Genomic DNA, 15,196 nt, shown 5'->3' with positions numbered 1-15,196 from the left:
CGGCGCCGAGCGGACGGGTGGATCCGGATGACCGAGCTCGCCGACCGCGATCTGATCGCAGCTCCCTACGACCTCGCCGACCGTTACCGCGTCGGCTCGGGGACCGTTGTCCTCACCGGCGTGCAGGCCATCGCGCGGCAGCTGGTGGAGCAGCATGTGCGTGATCTGCGCGCCGGGCGGCGAGTGGGCACGTTCGTGTCCGGGTATCAGGGCAGTCCGCTCGGCGGCGTCGACAAGATGCTGTCCGGCATGCCGGAGGTGCTCGCCGAGCACGACATCTCGTTCGTCCCTGGATTGAACGAGGAACTGGCCGCGACCTCCGTGTGGGGCAGCCAGGCGGAGCTGCCCGCGGGCGCGGCGACCCACGACGGCGTCGTCGGTGTCTGGTACGGCAAAGGCCCCGGCCTGGACCGCGCGACCGACGCGCTGCGCCACGCCAACATGTACGGCGTGCATCCGCGCGGCGGCGTCCTGCTGCTGGTCGGCGACGATCCGGGGGCCAAGTCCTCCACCGTGCCCGCGGTGAGCGAGCGCTCCTTGGCCGCGATGAACATTCCGGTGCTGTTCCCGCGCAACGCCCGCGAGATCATCACCATGGGCCTGCACGGCGTCGCCCTGTCGCGCGCCTCGGGTTGCCTCGTGGCGCTGAAGATCGTCGCCGACGTCGCCGACGGCGCGTGGACCGTGGACGGTTCGGTTGCTGACATCGACATCGTGGTGCCCGAAATCGACTGGGAAGGTCAGCGGTTCCACTACCGGCAGCGTCCGATGGCCGCGCCCGCCGACAGCTTGCTCGCCGAAGCGGACCTCTACGGTCCCCGCTGGGAGATGGTGCGCGCCTACAGCACGCGCAACGGTCTGGACGTGATCGAGGTGAACCCGGCCCGCGCCACGATCGGCATCGCCGCCACCGGGACCACCTTCGACGCGGTCCGCCAAGCGCTGATCGACCTCGGCGCCGACGACGAAGCGCTGTACAGCGCGGGGATCCGCCTGCTGCGCATCGGAATGCCGTTTCCCCTCGCACCCGACCGGGTCGGCGAGTTCGCCGCCGGGCTCGACCAGCTGATCGTCGTCGAGGACAAGACCGCCTTCATCGAAACCCAGATCCGCGACATCCTGTACGGGGTCGCGGGCGCGCCGGAAATCCTCGGCAAGCGTGACGAGGCGGACCGCCCGCTGTTCGGCGCCGACGGCGAACTGACCTCCGGGCGCGTCGCCGCACCGCTGCGCCGCGTGCTCGACGGGCACCTCGAACTGAAACGTCCGCTGCCGCAGCCGCTGTCGCTGTCGGTGCTGCCCGCCAAGCGCGCGGCCTACTTCTGCAGCGGTTGCCCGCACAATCGTTCCACCGCCGTTCCGGAGGGCTCACTGGCGGGCGGCGGCATCGGCTGCCACACCCTGGTGACCATGTCCGGCCGCGCCGACAGCAAGGTCACCGGGCTGACCCAGATGGGCGGCGAAGGCGCGCAGTGGATCGGTCAAGCGCCGTTCACGGACGTGCCGCACCTGTTCCAGAACATCGGTGACGGAACGTATTTCCACTCCGGCCAGCTCGCCGTGCAGGCGTGCGTCGCCGCTGGCGTGAACATCACCTTCAAGCTGCTGCACAACGATGTGGTCGCGATGACCGGCGCGCAGCACGCCGAGGGCGCGCTCACGGTGCCGATGCTCACCCACAAACTCGCCGTCGAGGGCGTCCGGCGGATCATCGTCTGCGCGGACGAGCCCGAGCGCTACCGCAAGCGCGATCTCGCTCCCGGCGCCCTCCTATGGCACCGCGACCGCCTCGACGAAGCGCAACGCACACTGCGCGAGATCCCCGGCGTCACCGTGCTGATCTACGACCAGCACTGCGCGGCCGACGCGCGGCGGCAGCGCAAGCGGGGCGCCCTGCCGGTGCGCCGCACCCGGGTGGTCGTCAACGAGGCGGTGTGCGAAGGCTGCGGCGACTGCGGGGTGCAGAGCAACTGCCTGTCGGTGCAGCCGGTGGACACCGAGTTCGGGCGAAAGACGCGGATCGACCAGACCTCGTGCAACACCGACTACAGCTGCCTGAAGGGCGACTGCCCCGCGTTCGTCACGGTCGAACTGCCCGACCCGGCCGCGCGGAAGCCGCGCCGAGCCGTTCGCGCGCCGCAGCCGCCGCGGCTGCCGGACCTGATGCACGAACCGCCGACGACCACGCAGAACGTCTTTCTCGCCGGTATCGGCGGCACCGGCATCGTCACCGTGAACCAGGTCCTGGCGACCGCCGCGATGCGCGCCGGGTACGAGGTGGCGAGCCTGGACCAGATCGGCATGAGCCAGAAGGCCGGGCCGGTGGTCTCGCATCTGCGTTTCGCCGCCGGGGCGCTGGAGCCGGCCAACCGGCTGGCCCCGGCCTCGGCCGACTGCATCGTGGCGTTCGACCTGCTGGCCGCCACCGACAACAAGAACCTGGCCTACGGCTGCGCCGAGACGACCGTCTCGGTCGCCTCCACCAGCGAGACCCCGACCGGGGACATGGTCTACGACCGGTCCGTCACCTACCCCGGCGAGGCGACGTTGCTGCGGCGATTGGAACAGGTCTCGCGCTCGGTGCGGTCCTTCGATGCTCTCGCCGCCGCGGAGGCGCTTTTCGGCAACACTGCCGCCGCGAACTTCCTCCTGGTGGGCGCAGCCTACGAACTCGGTGGCCTGCGGCTGCCGGGCACGGCGATCGAGGAGGCCATCGAGATCAACGGCGTGGCCGTGGACGCCAACCTCGCGGCCTTCCGCTGGGGCCGGGTCGCGATAGCTCGGCCGGAGGAGTTCGCCGCCGCCACCACGCGTCGCACGGCCGAACGCACTCCGGTACCGGTGCCAGCGGACCTGTTCGACGAGCTGACCGCGACGGGCGAGACGCGGCGGCTGGTCGAGCTGCGGGCCGTCGAGCTGATCGGCTTCCAGAGCGTTGCGATGGCGCGCGACTACGTGGCCACGATGCAACGAGTCTGGGCTGCCGAGCGCGAGGTGACCGACCGTACCGAGTTCAGCGAGCAGGTCGCGCGCGGGCTGTACAAGTTCACGGCATACAAGGACGAGTACGAGGTGGCGCGACGGCTCACCGATCCGTCGTTCCTGGCCGAGGTCGCCGCGCAGGTACCCGAGGGGGCGAACCTCACCTATCGGCTGCACCCGCCGGTCCTGCGTGCGCTGGGACGGAAGGACAAGATCGGAATGGGGCCGGGCAGCCACTTCGCCCTGCGCTTGCTGGCCAAGGGAAAGCGGCTGCGCGGCACGAGATTCGACCCGTTCGGATACGCGCACGTGCGACGCGTGGAACGTGAGTTGCGCACTCACTACACCGCGATGGTGACAGACCTCGCCGAGGGGCTGGACCGGTCGGGCTACGACCGCGCCGTGCGGGCGGCCGCGCTCGCCGACGTGGTGCGCGGATACGAGGAGATCAAACTCGCCGGCGTGGCGGTCTACATCGAACGTCTGCGGGAGCTCGGCATCGAGCCGCCGCGCTGTTAGTGGGCTCCGACGCCGGTGGCCGGTCGGAGCGCCGCGCGGGCGTTGCCGGGACCAACGCCTCAGCAGGTCTTCGCCGCGAACCGAGTCCGGTGTGCCACCTGTGACCCGGCGAGCTCGTGGAAAGGCCACCCGTCGGCGAACGCCTCAGCCGGTGTAGCCGGTCACCTTGCCGATCCACGCGACGAAATCCGCGGCGTCCTCGTTGCTGCCGTGCCCCGCGTCCCAATACATCGCGGCGTCGACCTGGTCGCCCAGATTCGCCAGGCTCGCGGCGAGATTGCCCACGATGGTCAGCGACGCATCGGTGTCCTTGGTGCCGACGCGAATCCACCAGTGCTTCGCCCGGGCGGGATTGCGTTGGCGGAGAAAGAACATGGGGTTCATCATGCTGATCTTCTCGGGCAGGTCGCTGTCGAGTTGCGCGCCCGGGTCGCCCGTCGCTCGCCGCAGGCTGAACGGGGTGAAGTGCCTGGCCTTGACGGTGCCGGCACCGAACAGGTTGTTCTCCGGAGAGGACAGGTCGAAGGCGTCGAACGCGGGCACGCCCTTCTTCCGCTCGCCCACGTGCGCGAGGAAGTTCGGCCAGGTGAACTCCGCCCGGTCGCCCGACCAGGTGATCCACGTGTTGGCCGCCAGGTAGCTCGAACGCTCGGAGTCCTGCAAAGCGGTCAAATACCTGGTCGCCGCCGGTTCGAGGTAGGTCCGCACGAGGTAGTTGCCGTAGTTGTCGGCCGTGATCGGCCCGAATCCGTCCGCCCCTTGCAGTTCCAACGATGCCTGATAGTCCACGAACGCGGTGCTCAGTTCGCGCGAGGCCGTCGCGTCCAGTTCGCCGGAGCGCAGCGGGTTGGCGCCCCAATTCCACTCGTAGGCCATGTCCGCGTGGTCGAGATCGGTCACGGGACAGTAAGAAGCGGCGGCGAAAACGGCGTCGCTCGCGTCCGCCGCGCCGAGTTCGGCGAGATACCGGTCGTACATCCGGTTGTCGGCGGAGGCAGCCAGCAGCGCGGTCAGCGCGCCGCCCGCGCTGACCCCGGTGGCGACGATCCGGTCGGTGTTTCCCGGAACCCGGCCGGAGTTGTGCCGCAAGTATCGGACCGCGGCCTTGAGATCCACGATGGCGGCGGGCGCCACGCCGTAGTACGTGCCGTCCGGGGCGACCAGGTCGCGCCCGCGCGCACCGGGCTCGACGACGACATAACCCGCCGCGAGGGCGAGCTCGCGGTTCCTGTCCCGATCACCGCCGTCGTCCGGCTTGCCGCCCTCGGCCGCCGACGACAGATAGCCGCCGATGGAGTTGCTCAAGAGAATCGGAGCCTTGCTCGCGTCGACGGTGTTCCCGTCGATCTCGACGGGAACGCTGACGTTCAAGCTCTGATACGTCTTGTTCACCGGTTTCGCCACGTAGACAACGCTGTCGTAGAACCGGTAGGTCACGTTCTTGTCCCGCTCGAAGGTGGCGACGGTCTTCTTCCGCACCGTGAATTCGTCCGGGTCGAAAGCCAACTCGTCCGCCGGTTGCGCGTCGCTTTTCAGCAGGCCGCAGGCGGCGAACATCGGTGCGGCAACCGCCGCCACACACCCCTCGAGCATCGCCCTGCGCCGCACAGCGCTCTCCTTCGCCTTCGTGGCAAGCGTTCGGCGTCGCGGCCGTAGCGGCGTCGGTAGAACTCTTGCCCGGAACGAATCAGCTGGTCATCGGGTCGCTGAGATCGAAGGATAGCGGTAGGAGACGCCGCGCTGGCATACCTGCGCGGCTGCGCCCGACGCGTCCGCCGAAAGGCGGGCGTCGGGCGCAACCTGCCGGTCGGCGGTCAACGACCGCCCGGTGGCGCGTCGGTCGGGTCATCTACTCCCAGCACTCGCTCGGCCCGTCGCAGGACGAGGCAGCGCGAGGAACAGATGACGTGGATTTCGAGAGCGCGCCGGGCTTGTCCCTCGGTGAGTTCGCCCGGATCGGTGAAGCAGTCGCCGATATTGGAAGTGACCGATCGCATGCGAGATCAGCCGACTTTCACTGGGACGACCGCGACGGCGGCGAATCGAGCACGACCGACGGTAAGGGCGACCAAACCGGCATTGCCCGCCGTGGAAATCATCGGACCGGCGATCGAAACGAATTCGAACCCGCTCACCAGGAGCACGCCGAGCAGGCCGAGGCCGTTCGCGAGTGCGTTCGCCGCGAACGTTTGCCACGTTTCCTCGTGCGGTTTGGACCACACATGCCGGAGCGTTGGAATGGTGGCGATGAGATTGGCGCATATCGCGAACAGCGCGCCGAATGCCTTTTCCTGTACGCCGACCGTCACCAGCACGCATGCGATCGAGGAGACCAGGCAGGCCCAATCGATATTGTCTTCCGGCCGCAGGCCGGACCCGCGGGTGATGCCGACGACGATGACCGCCGCGTTCATCGCCGCCGCGGCGGCGTTGATGGCTGCGGCCAGATAGCCGCCCTCGAGGTACGCCACCACCGCGAACACCGTGTTCGCGGTGCACCAGGCCGCCCACGACGCGATGCGCGGCCGGGTGTCCCCTTCCAGTATCCCCGCCAGATACGCGATGACGCCGAACAATGAAATGCCGACGCTGAGACACGCCAAAGACGAGCTCACATTCCAGAAATCACTCACGCGGAACTTTCCTCACAGATTGTTGTCGTTGCACGCAGAGATGGCCGACATTGGCGATCGAATCATTACGAACACGCCGAAGGAGACAAGGCGGGTGCGGTGATGGGAACCGGGGGTTGCCTGCGGGAAAACACTTCGGGATGATTTGTCCAGGTGACTCGAAAGTATCGTGACATGACAACTCGGACGTCACCAATCCAGGACGGTGCCGTAACCATCTTTTAACCGCCGATTCGCAACCGCGATCGACGGCTGGTCATTCTGCCGGAGATTCGGATGTGAGCTACGGAACAGGCAAGCGTCGAACCGTATCGTAGGATTGCGCACGTCGGAGTAAGCGACATCAGCAGTCAAAGAATCTGCACTTCGACTGTCGGGGTTCCCGACGTCAGCGGCAAGGGTCTACGCGATGCGCCCAGCGTCGGATCCTCGCCGACCACCTCGCTGGACCGCCGGCTCTCCGTGCATCGCTGAGACCTCGCCGGATCCGGAAGCCGCGGCGTTTAAGAGGTGTAGTGCTCGGACGACCCGCTGTGCGTGGACCATGGTCGCGACTCGACCCGGCAAAAGAGAAACGGCCCGGAGCGTGTGCTCCGGACCGTTCCGCAGTAGCGGGGACAGGATTTGAACCTGCGACCTCTGGGTTATGAGCCCAGCGAGCTACCGAGCTGCTCCACCCCGCGTCGGCTTTTCCAACAGTACACATGGTGGGCGCGAATAGCCCAATCGTGCTGGTGAGAGGGCATGTTGCGGGTGACTCGGCGAGGCCTGGGCAATCTTTTGCGCACGGGTGGAACCGAATGCGCCGACGCCGCGTCCAACCATGTGACGAGAAGTATCCGACGCAGATTGCGAGACGAGGAGTGGAAGGTGACGTCCAGCGTGCGGTCGGTGGCACGAGCCCGGGTGGCCCGCTGCAAGAGCGTGGTGCGTCAGCGGCGCGGCCGCAGGATCCGGCCGATGGGCCGCGGTGTGGTGGTGGTCCCGGCGACCGGCGTGGCTGCGCCGAAGCACCATCGCGCCTATTGTGACGGTACTCGAGGTACAGGGTCGAAGGCTTGCCGCTCGGTCGGGGGCTCGAGTACTGCCCGTCCTGCGCGTAGCGCCGGCGGATAGGTAAGAGGCGCGCGAAAGCGCGCTGATCGAAGTGAAGGGGGCTTTCTTGAACGCCGTTCGAACCAGTAGGGATTCCGAACAAGCAACCGGGCGTGTCGCATTCGTCCATCCGGGCTTGCGCGACTATCTGGATCCCGCGGATGGGTCGTGGGGGAGCGTGTTCGGGCCGCATTTCGAGTTGGAGTTCGCCGACTACGACCAACTGGCCATGCGCAGGGACGCCGGCGGCGCCCCGATCGTGCTACCCGTCAACAGTGAAACCCAAGCCGAAAGCCTGCGGTCGGTTCGCGCCCGGCACGCCATGGGGCTCATCGTCGCGGTCACCGATGACGTCGGTGGTTACTCGACCTATGCCGCGATACGCTCCGGCGCCAACTTCGTGATCAACGTCGCGATATCCGTCGAGCGTCAGGCCGACCTCGTTCGCGCGCAACTCCTCGACCGCACGCGCTCGGCACCGGGGAAGCCGCTCCCGGCGGTGCTCGGTGCGGTGACCGGCCGCGAACCGAACGAACCGGCACGGCAACGCCTGCGCGGCCGGTCCGCTACACCGGCCACCGGCGCGGATCAGTCCGGCCGAGATGGTCTGACCGAGTCGGACACCCGGCTGCTGCGCATGCTGCGCACGTCGATGACCGTCGCCGAGATCGCGCGCCTGAACTATCTTTCGGAGCGGTCGATGTATCGACGCATCCGCAGCCTGTACGACACCTTGGGTGTGGGCAGCCGGGCAGAATTGGTCGGTTCGGAACATCGAGCGGACGTGTCCTTTCCGCTCACCGTGCTGCGCGGCTGATCGGTAGCGACGGTGCTGTCGAATTCGCCCGCAAAAGTGAGCCGTCGTATCGCATTGCGCACGTTCGGAGTGGTTGCCGCCGTGGCTGTTCCGTCTGCTTGCCGTCCGGCCGCACCACCCGGCGTGCCCGGCCCGGATGGGCTCGACGAGACTGTCCGTCCGCAGGACGACCTCTACCGGCATGTCAACGGGAGGTGGTTGCGCGACTACCGGCTGCCTCCTGATCAATCGGTGAGCAGCCCGATAACCGAAGTGATGCGGCGCGTCGAACAACAACTCTCGACCGTCATCCAGGAAATCCGCGAACCCGGGCTCGGTACGTCCGAGCAGCAGGTGCGCGACCTGTACGCGGCCTGCCTGAACACCGCGGCTGTCGAACGCCTCGGCACGACGCCGCTCGCCGACCTCTTCGCGGCGATCGACGCGGCCGCGTCCAGATCCGAGTTGGCCGGCGTCATGGGCATGCTGCCGATTCCGGGAGTCATCTCTCTGTATGTCGACATCGATGCCAGGGATGCCCGCCGATATGTCGCCACCCTCGCGCAGTCCGGTCTCGGGATGGACAGCCGGTACTACCGGAACTCCGATCTCGGCGCGCACCGTGACGCGTACCGGGCATTCTTGGCGCGAGTCGCGGCCGTCGCGAATTTCGCGGATCCGGCGGGCATGTCCGACCGAGTGTTCGAACTCGAGCGGCAGCTCGCCGTCGCTCACTGGGACGCGGTGCGAGACCAGGACGCCACGGCTACCTACAACCCGATGCGCTGGTCCGAAGTATGCGGTCTGGCAGATGATTTCGACTTCGACGCGTGGCGCGCCGGACGAACGTCGCGGCCACCGGAACTGTTCGCCCATGTCGTGGTGCGGCAGCCCGACTTCATCACCGCGGTCGGCCGGCTGTGGGCCGATACGGATATCGCGCACTGGCGTGACTACCTACGATTGAGTCTGCTCCAGGAGTTCTCTCGTTTCCTGCCCTCCGGAATCTCCGACGTCAATCTCGAGTTTCGCCGCAAGTTCCTCGGCGGTGCGGGCCGGCCGGCCGAACCCTGGCAACGAGCGGTCGCCACGGTGAATGCCGAGTTGGGCGGCCAGCTGGAAAAACTCTATGTGGCGAAGCATTTTTCGGCCGCGGCCGAGGCCGCGCTGCGCGAGCTGGTCGACGATCTGTTCGCGGCCTACCGTGTGGCATTGCTCGACTCGCTATGGATGTCGCAGTCCACGCGTTCGGCCGCCGTCGCCAAACTCGACAAGATCACGATGATGATCGGCTCCCCGCGGCACCGACCGGACTGTGCGGGCGCGTCGGTCGATCCGGACAAGTTGATAGATTCGCTGCGCAGCATCCGCGATCTCGCCAGGCGGCGGGAGTTCGACCGACTTGCCACTGCGGTCGACAAGGGCGAGTGGACAACCACCGCGCAGACCGTCAACGCCTTCTACAACCGATCGACGAACCAAGCCGTCTTTCCCGCCGCCTTCCTGCAGGCGCCATACTTCGACAAGGACGCGGATCCGGCGGTGAATTACGGCGCGATCGGTGCGATCATCGGGCACGAGATCGGCCATGCGTTCGATGACCAAGGCGCTCGATACGACGGTGACGGCAGGCTGCGCGAGTGGTGGACTGCCGAGGACCGCGCCGCGTTCGACGCTAGGACCAAGCAATTGGTCGATCAGTACGACAGCCTCGTTCCCGAGGGTTTCGGTGCCACACACCGGGTGAACGGGCGGCTGACCGTCAGCGAGAACATGGCGGATCTACGCGGTCTCCAGGTGGCGGTCGCCGCCTACCGACGGGCCGCGCTCCGCCGGGGCACCGTGCCGGACTTTCGCACACTGTTCTTATCGTGGGCGCGGTGCTGGCGGGTAAAACAGACACAACAGTTCGCCGCCGCGGCGCTGGCCGCGAACAGCCACGCACCGAGTGAGTTCCGAGCCAATCAAGTTGTCCGCAACGTATCGGAGTTCTACTCGGCCTTCGACGTCACACCGCGAGATCGACTGTTCCTTCCACCAGAGCAGCGAGTCGTTCTGTGACGAAGCGCCACCTGAATTTTGCTTTTCCAGAAGTAACGACGACAAGGAATACGATATGCAACTCGACTATCTCGACTACCTGACCTGGGACGAACAGCACAACATCGCCTATCTTGCGCTTCGGCAGAACAACAAGGGGCCGCGCCACGCTGCCCGCACCCTGCGCGTACGCGACGAGGACAGCGGCGAGATCGTCGCCGCCCTCGACTTCGGCGACGACGGCGAACTCATCGGCATCGAGTTGCTGAACGCGGACGTCCAGCTCGGCGCGGCGTTGAAGAGGAGGGCCCGCGCGGGGGAAGGCGAGTGACCCGATCGCGCCGGACGTGAACCGCATCGCGTTCGACAGCTACAACCTCGATGGAACCGAACGACTCGAGGAGAGATATGGCCGCCACCGTGGCACGCTACGGGCCCGACCTTCGCCCACGGCGAGACCAGCCGAGTTTGTGGGACGTCACCGCGACAGAACTGGCGAGGATGCGTCGCGGCTTCATCGGCTGGTTCGCCATCCTGGTACCTGTCGTCATCACCGTTCCGCTGTATCCCATGTCGTTGGCATCGCCAGAAGGCCGGTCGGGCCATACCTGGACGGTGTTTCGCGACGTGGTTCTCGAAGGCTGGGGCGTCCTGATCCCCATGACGGCCGCATTGCTGGCCGCCCTCTCGGTGCGAGCTGATCAGGACGCCTGGCGGTTGCTCTTCTCGTACGCGGTGCCGCGCAACAAGTACCTGCTCGCCAAGTATCTCGGGCTGGCCGCGCTGACCGCGGTGTCCACTACGCTGCTCGCGTTGCTGCTCAGCGTCGGGGCAGCATTGAGCGGCCGGTTCGGGACCAGCGTCGCGACTATCGTCGCCGCGTCCTACCTGCCTTGGCTGGCCGGGCTCGGTACCGCGGCAGTGGCCCTGGTCGTCTCGGTGGTTTGGGGCCTGGGCCCCACCATCACGACCGGTGTCGTCGGCATGATGTCGGGCATGCTCATCGCGGACAAGAGCTGGTGGATGGCGGTGCCGTTCGCCTGGCCCATGCGCGTGATCCTGCCCTTGGCCGGGATCGGCCCCAACGGCGTTCCCCTACCGGCCGACAGTCCGGTCCGGGACCACGGTGTCATACTGCCGGCCATCGCGCTCTCGATCGGACTCGCGGTGCTGGTTCTGGCTCTTGGCTCGCTCCACATGACGCGCAAGGAGATCTGACCGTGTTTGCTTTGGAAGTGGCGCAGCTGCACAAGCACTACGGAAAACACCACGCTCTCGACGGCGTCGATCTGTCGGTCCGCACGGGAGAGGTCTACGGGCTGCTCGGCCCGAACGGCGCGGGCAAGTCCACCTTGATGAAAACCGTTCTGGGGCTTCAGCGGCCGACCAGCGGCGTCATCCAGTTGTTCGGCCGACCCTATGATCGGACGCTGCTGGTCGATGTCGGCGCATTGATCGAGACACCGGGATTGTGGCCGAAACTGGACGCGGTGACGCATCTGCGCATTCACGCCCGACTGCGCGGTGTGCCCGAGGAGTGGATCGAGGAGACCTTGGCCGTCGTGCAGTTGACCGAGGTCCGAACCCGCAAGGTGCAGGCATACTCCCTCGGAATGCGCTGGCGTCTGGGTATCGCGATCGCTTTGCTGGCGCGACCGAAACTCCTACTGCTCGATGAGCCGACCAACGGCCTCGACCCGGTGGGCATCCGAGAGATGCGGGAACTCATTCGTACTCTGGCCGCCAACGGAACAACGGTCTTCATATCGAGCCACCAGTTGTCGGAGATCGCTCAGGTGTGTGACCGGGTCGCCGTTCTGGTCGCCGGAAAGACGCGCTACGAGGGCACCGTTCAGGGGATCGCGGGCGACGGTGATCTCGAGGAGGGGTTTTTCCGCATCCTCGAATCGTGCGGTTCGCAGATCCGCTGAAGCACTTGCACGCAGCGCCGGGTGAGGGCGATTCGGATCGCCATGTCGGCGGGCTCCTCGGTCCCGGGCACGAATCCGAATCCGCCGTCGACCTGTTGCTGCGCTAGCAGGAAGCCCACTGCCCGCGCGGGAATCGGCTGCTGGGTCAGTCCGAACTCGGCGCAGCCCAGCAGCAAGGTGGCAAGCGCGTCGAGGTCGTAGCGGCGGATCGCCAGCACCAGAAGTGAGTCCAGGACGGCGGCCCATTCGGCCGCGGATGCGCCCGAGGCAGCTGCGGCGTCGACCGCGGCCAGCGCACGCCAGCGCGTCGGATCGGAGCACAACATGGTCAGCGGTTCTCGAGGCGGCGAACCGGACCGTTGCGCGTTGCGCTCCGGTGTTCGGGCGGCCGGATGCTCCCTTGACGTCTCGGCCGCCAACCACTTCCGCGCAGCCGCCAAAGACCGGTCGGCGAGCGCCGGACCGGAATCAGTGGATCTCATCGTGCACGATGCCGTTCTCGCTCCGCTGCGGCCATCGCCGCAACCATTGTCGTGTGATGGCATGTTCCGAACGTGTATGCCTCGGCGACCGGGCCGCTCAGTCCCGACAGTCGGATCGGGTCGAACAGGGGACCCGGCACCGCACCGTCGGCCAGCCTGCGGCGAGTCAGCGTTTGCCATCCGTGCGCGGTGATCGCGCTGTCGTCCTGCGTGACCGCCAATAGGCACAGCATCAGCTCGCCCGCCAAGTCCATGTCCCCGGCCGCGAGATAAGTCCCCAGCAGGGTCCGCATCGTGGCTACGAGCGCCGGTGCGGTACGCAGCGGCCGCGCTGCGAAATCCGTGGCATAGAAGACAACGTGGGTGAGCGCGTAGACCTCGTCGTCGCGCAGCCAGATCGGGTCGGGCTCCGCGGCGGCAATGGTCGCCCCGACCAACTCGTCCATCGGCGGCAGAGTATGCGGGAACCGGCCGAGCTCGAGCGCATACCGCAGCTCCAGACGGGACAGCGGCGGGTGCCAAGCGCCGTCCCGGCCACCGCATCCCGTTTCGAGTACCGTGCGCACCCGTTGCGCAGCACTTGGTATCGGGAAGCCGAGGTCAGCGAGCAAGGCCACCAAGTAGGCGCGATACGTGAACTTGTCGTCCGCACGCCCCAGTGCGTCGTGGAAGGCGGCCGCTTCCACCAGCGTGCGCGCCAGCCCGGTCGCGCCGTCGACGAGCGGGTGATCGCGCCATCGCCCACGACACAGCACACGGCACAGCACGAGCAGTTCGAGCGCAGCGCCCTCTGGGAACTGCCGGGCCGGCAGAAAACGATCCCACTGTGCTGGATCGAACCAGCGTAGGTTCGCGGCGAGCCAGTCCAGTGCCGCTTCCAGTATCGGAGTACTCGCTTCGTGATCGACCGCGGCCACTGCGGGCCATAGCGGAAAGCCGTGGACCCGGCCGCGCTGGTCCTCGGCGGGGTGCAGGCCGGTCGCCGACATCATCGCCCGATCCTGATGCGGATCGCGGCGGTGAAGAACAGCGCCAGGCACACCAGGACCAGCGCGTCCACGCCCATCGAAGCGAAGCCTGGCCCGCCGACCAATACCTGTCTGCCCATGTCGACCAGATAGGTCAGCGGATTGAGGCGAATCAACACCGAGAGCCAGGACGGCACCCCGGCGGGTTGGAACACCGAGCCCGAGAGAAACAGCATCGGCAGCATCGTGATCTGGACGCCGGCCTGCAACGTCTGGATCTGCCGCAGCGCGGTGGCCAGGAACAATCCGAGCAGGCTGAAGACCGCCGACCCGAACAGGTAGATCGCCGCGGCTGCCGCGATCTGCGCAGCTGTCGGTGACAATCCGAATACCGGCGCGCACAACAGCAACAGCGAACTCTGCGCCCCGACAACCACCCCGGTGCCGGCGACTTTGCCCATCGGCAGACACATCCGGGGCACCGGCGCGACGGTCATCTCGCGCAGCACGCCGAACTCTCGATCCCAGGCGTACGACAATCCGGTGGCGATTCCGATCGTCGCCACTTGGATGGCGATGATGCCGGGCAGGATATAGGCGCTGAAGGAGACCGTGCCCACGTTGCCGACCATGGCGTCGAAACCAACGGCATAGATGACGATGAAGAACAGCAACTGGGCGGCATTGCTGATCAGTAGTCCCGGACGACGGATCTGGCGTTGCAGGTCCCGGTACGCGATCACCGCAACGGCCCTGATGCTGCCGACCATGACGCGTTCCGGCCGATGGTCGGTCGTCGCCTGCGATGCGGTCACGGCATGTCCTTCCCGGTATGTGTAGTCGCGGCGGCGTAGACGTCGTCCATCGACGGGTTGTGCACGGTGACACTCAGAATCGGCAGCTGGAGCACGCGCACGATGTCGGCGACCCGCCGATCCGGCTCGGCGCACCGGATCTCCAGCGTCGTGAGCCCGGTGACCACCTCGAACCCGGCCGCGCGTAATTGCTCACCGGCCGCGGCGTCGTCGTGGGTCCGCAGCCGCACACAGGAGACGTGCAAATCGTCTTTGAGGTCTACCGGCGATCCCGATCGGCCGATCCTTCCACCGGCCATGATCACGATTTCGTCCGCGTACTCGGCTTCGTCGAGGTAATGCGTGGAATAGATCGTGGTGATACCGAGTTCGTCGCGCATGCGAAGCAGATCGCGCCAGAAGACCCGGCGAGAACGCGGATCGAGTCCCGTTGTCGGCTCGTCCAGGATGAGCAGACCGGGACGATGCAAGAGGGCGCGCGCCAGTTCGACCCGCCGAGCGGTTCCGCCGGACAAGCGTTCGACGGTGGCGCGCCGTTGCTCGGTCAGATCCAACAAAGCGAGCAGCCGATCGATCTGTGCCGCGGCGTCGACGCGGCGCATACCGAAGAGCCGGGCGTGAAACCACAGGTTCTGCTCGATGGTGAGTTCTTTGTCCAGCGTTCGTTCCTGGAACACCAGACCCAGCTGCGCGCGGGCACGCATCGGAGCGGTGCGCGCATCGTTGCCGAAGATACGCACGGACCCGGATACGGGCCGGGCCGCGGTGGACAGCACATTGAGCAGGCTGGATTTGCCCGCACCGTTCGGCCCCAGCAGCGCGGTCAGGCGGCCGGGGGCCGAACTCAGCGACACCGAGTCGACGGCCGACGTGGCGCCGTACCGCACGACGATCTCGGTGAGTTCGAAGGCGTTGACCGTCATCGGAAGTGCACC

The 15,196-nt window shown here is 66.9% G+C and carries 12 protein-coding genes and 1 tRNA gene; 6 read left to right on the top strand and 7 right to left on the bottom strand.

Annotated features, from left to right (window positions below; translation table 11 throughout):
* Positions 1-27 precede the first annotated feature (27 nt).
* Positions 28-3,501, top strand: a complete 3,474-nt coding sequence (locus AB0L97_RS24145) for an indolepyruvate ferredoxin oxidoreductase family protein (RefSeq protein ID WP_364433297.1) — start codon at positions 28-30, stop codon at positions 3,499-3,501.
* Positions 3,502-3,645: 144 nt separating this feature from the next.
* Here AB0L97_RS24145 and AB0L97_RS24140 read toward each other — a convergent pair whose 3' ends face one another.
* The 3 genes from AB0L97_RS24140 to AB0L97_RS24130 all read right to left on the bottom strand — a co-directional run bounded on the left by AB0L97_RS24140 (position 3,646) and on the right by AB0L97_RS24130 (position 6,817).
* Complete coding sequence (locus AB0L97_RS24140) at positions 3,646-5,109, bottom strand: subtype B tannase (protein WP_364433294.1); 1,464 nt, start codon at positions 5,107-5,109, stop codon at positions 3,646-3,648.
* Between the two features lie 395 nt (positions 5,110-5,504).
* Positions 5,505-6,134, bottom strand: coding sequence for a hypothetical protein (locus tag AB0L97_RS24135; RefSeq protein ID WP_355073472.1), 630 nt, complete (start codon positions 6,132-6,134; stop codon positions 5,505-5,507).
* Between the two features lie 609 nt (positions 6,135-6,743).
* Positions 6,744-6,817: transfer RNA gene (locus tag AB0L97_RS24130), tRNA-Met, on the bottom strand.
* A 548-nt stretch (positions 6,818-7,365) separates the two neighbouring features.
* Between AB0L97_RS24130 and AB0L97_RS24125 the strand changes: the two genes are divergently transcribed.
* From AB0L97_RS24125 to AB0L97_RS24105, 5 genes are all read left to right on the top strand, one after another.
* Positions 7,366-8,046: a hypothetical protein gene (locus AB0L97_RS24125; RefSeq protein ID WP_364433290.1), complete on the top strand. Its 681-nt coding sequence runs from the start codon at positions 7,366-7,368 to the stop codon at positions 8,044-8,046.
* 81 nt (positions 8,047-8,127) lie between these two features.
* A complete protein-coding gene (locus AB0L97_RS24120; protein WP_364433287.1) occupies positions 8,128-10,086 on the top strand; it encodes a M13 family metallopeptidase in 1,959 nt (652 codons plus the stop codon).
* 55 nt (positions 10,087-10,141) lie between these two features.
* Positions 10,142-10,396 (top strand): DUF2283 domain-containing protein, encoded by a 255-nt coding sequence (locus AB0L97_RS24115; protein ID WP_364433284.1) that lies wholly within the window; start codon positions 10,142-10,144, stop codon positions 10,394-10,396.
* A 77-nt stretch (positions 10,397-10,473) separates the two neighbouring features.
* Positions 10,474-11,283 (top strand): ABC transporter permease, encoded by an 810-nt coding sequence (locus tag AB0L97_RS24110; protein WP_364433281.1) that lies wholly within the window; start codon positions 10,474-10,476, stop codon positions 11,281-11,283.
* A gap of 2 nt (positions 11,284-11,285) precedes the next feature.
* On the top strand, positions 11,286-11,996 hold the full coding sequence (locus tag AB0L97_RS24105) for an ATP-binding cassette domain-containing protein (RefSeq protein WP_364433278.1): 711 nt from the start codon (positions 11,286-11,288) through the stop codon (positions 11,994-11,996).
* Here AB0L97_RS24105 and AB0L97_RS24100 read toward each other — a convergent pair.
* The 4 genes from AB0L97_RS24100 to AB0L97_RS24085 are packed head-to-tail and all read right to left on the bottom strand — an operon-like array spanning position 11,918 to position 15,184.
* Complete coding sequence (locus AB0L97_RS24100) at positions 11,918-12,478, bottom strand: hypothetical protein (protein ID WP_364433275.1); 561 nt, start codon at positions 12,476-12,478, stop codon at positions 11,918-11,920. The two genes, AB0L97_RS24105 and AB0L97_RS24100, sit on opposite strands and share 79 nt — an antisense overlap.
* The gene (locus AB0L97_RS24095) at positions 12,475-13,470 is read right to left on the bottom strand and encodes a hypothetical protein (protein WP_364433272.1); all 996 of its coding nucleotides are present in this window, start codon (positions 13,468-13,470) and stop codon (positions 12,475-12,477) included. Before AB0L97_RS24095 ends, AB0L97_RS24100 begins: the two co-directional genes overlap by 4 nt.
* On the bottom strand, positions 13,467-14,261 hold the full coding sequence (locus AB0L97_RS24090) for an ABC transporter permease (protein ID WP_355073488.1): 795 nt from the start codon (positions 14,259-14,261) through the stop codon (positions 13,467-13,469). Before AB0L97_RS24090 ends, AB0L97_RS24095 begins: the two co-directional genes overlap by 4 nt.
* On the bottom strand, positions 14,258-15,184 hold the full coding sequence (locus AB0L97_RS24085) for an ABC transporter ATP-binding protein (RefSeq protein ID WP_364433268.1): 927 nt from the start codon (positions 15,182-15,184) through the stop codon (positions 14,258-14,260). The genes AB0L97_RS24090 and AB0L97_RS24085 overlap by 4 nt, the downstream gene beginning before the upstream one ends.
* Positions 15,185-15,196 lie beyond the last annotated feature (12 nt).

The organism is Nocardia sp. NPDC051911 (assembly GCF_040681035.1).
Classification (GTDB): Bacteria; Actinomycetota; Actinomycetes; order Mycobacteriales; family Mycobacteriaceae; genus Nocardia; species Nocardia sichangensis.
Note: the sequence above shows the minus strand (reverse complement) of the source record. Positions and strands in the feature narration are given on the sequence as shown.

Excerpts from the sequence above, each read along its gene's own strand:
- AB0L97_RS24095 (WP_364433272.1), bottom strand. The coding sequence starts at position 13,470 with ATGATGTCGGCGACCGGCCTGCACCCCGCCGAGGACCAGCGCGGCCGG.
- AB0L97_RS24085 (WP_364433268.1), bottom strand. The coding sequence starts at position 15,184 with ATGACGGTCAACGCCTTCGAACTCACCGAGATCGTCGTGCGGTACGGC.
- AB0L97_RS24115 (WP_364433284.1), top strand. The coding sequence starts at position 10,142 with ATGCAACTCGACTATCTCGACTACCTGACCTGGGACGAACAGCACAAC.
- AB0L97_RS24145 (WP_364433297.1), top strand. The coding sequence starts at position 28 with ATGACCGAGCTCGCCGACCGCGATCTGATCGCAGCTCCCTACGACCTC.
- AB0L97_RS24110 (WP_364433281.1), top strand. The coding sequence starts at position 10,474 with ATGGCCGCCACCGTGGCACGCTACGGGCCCGACCTTCGCCCACGGCGA.
- AB0L97_RS24100 (WP_364433275.1), bottom strand. The coding sequence starts at position 12,478 with ATGAGATCCACTGATTCCGGTCCGGCGCTCGCCGACCGGTCTTTGGCG.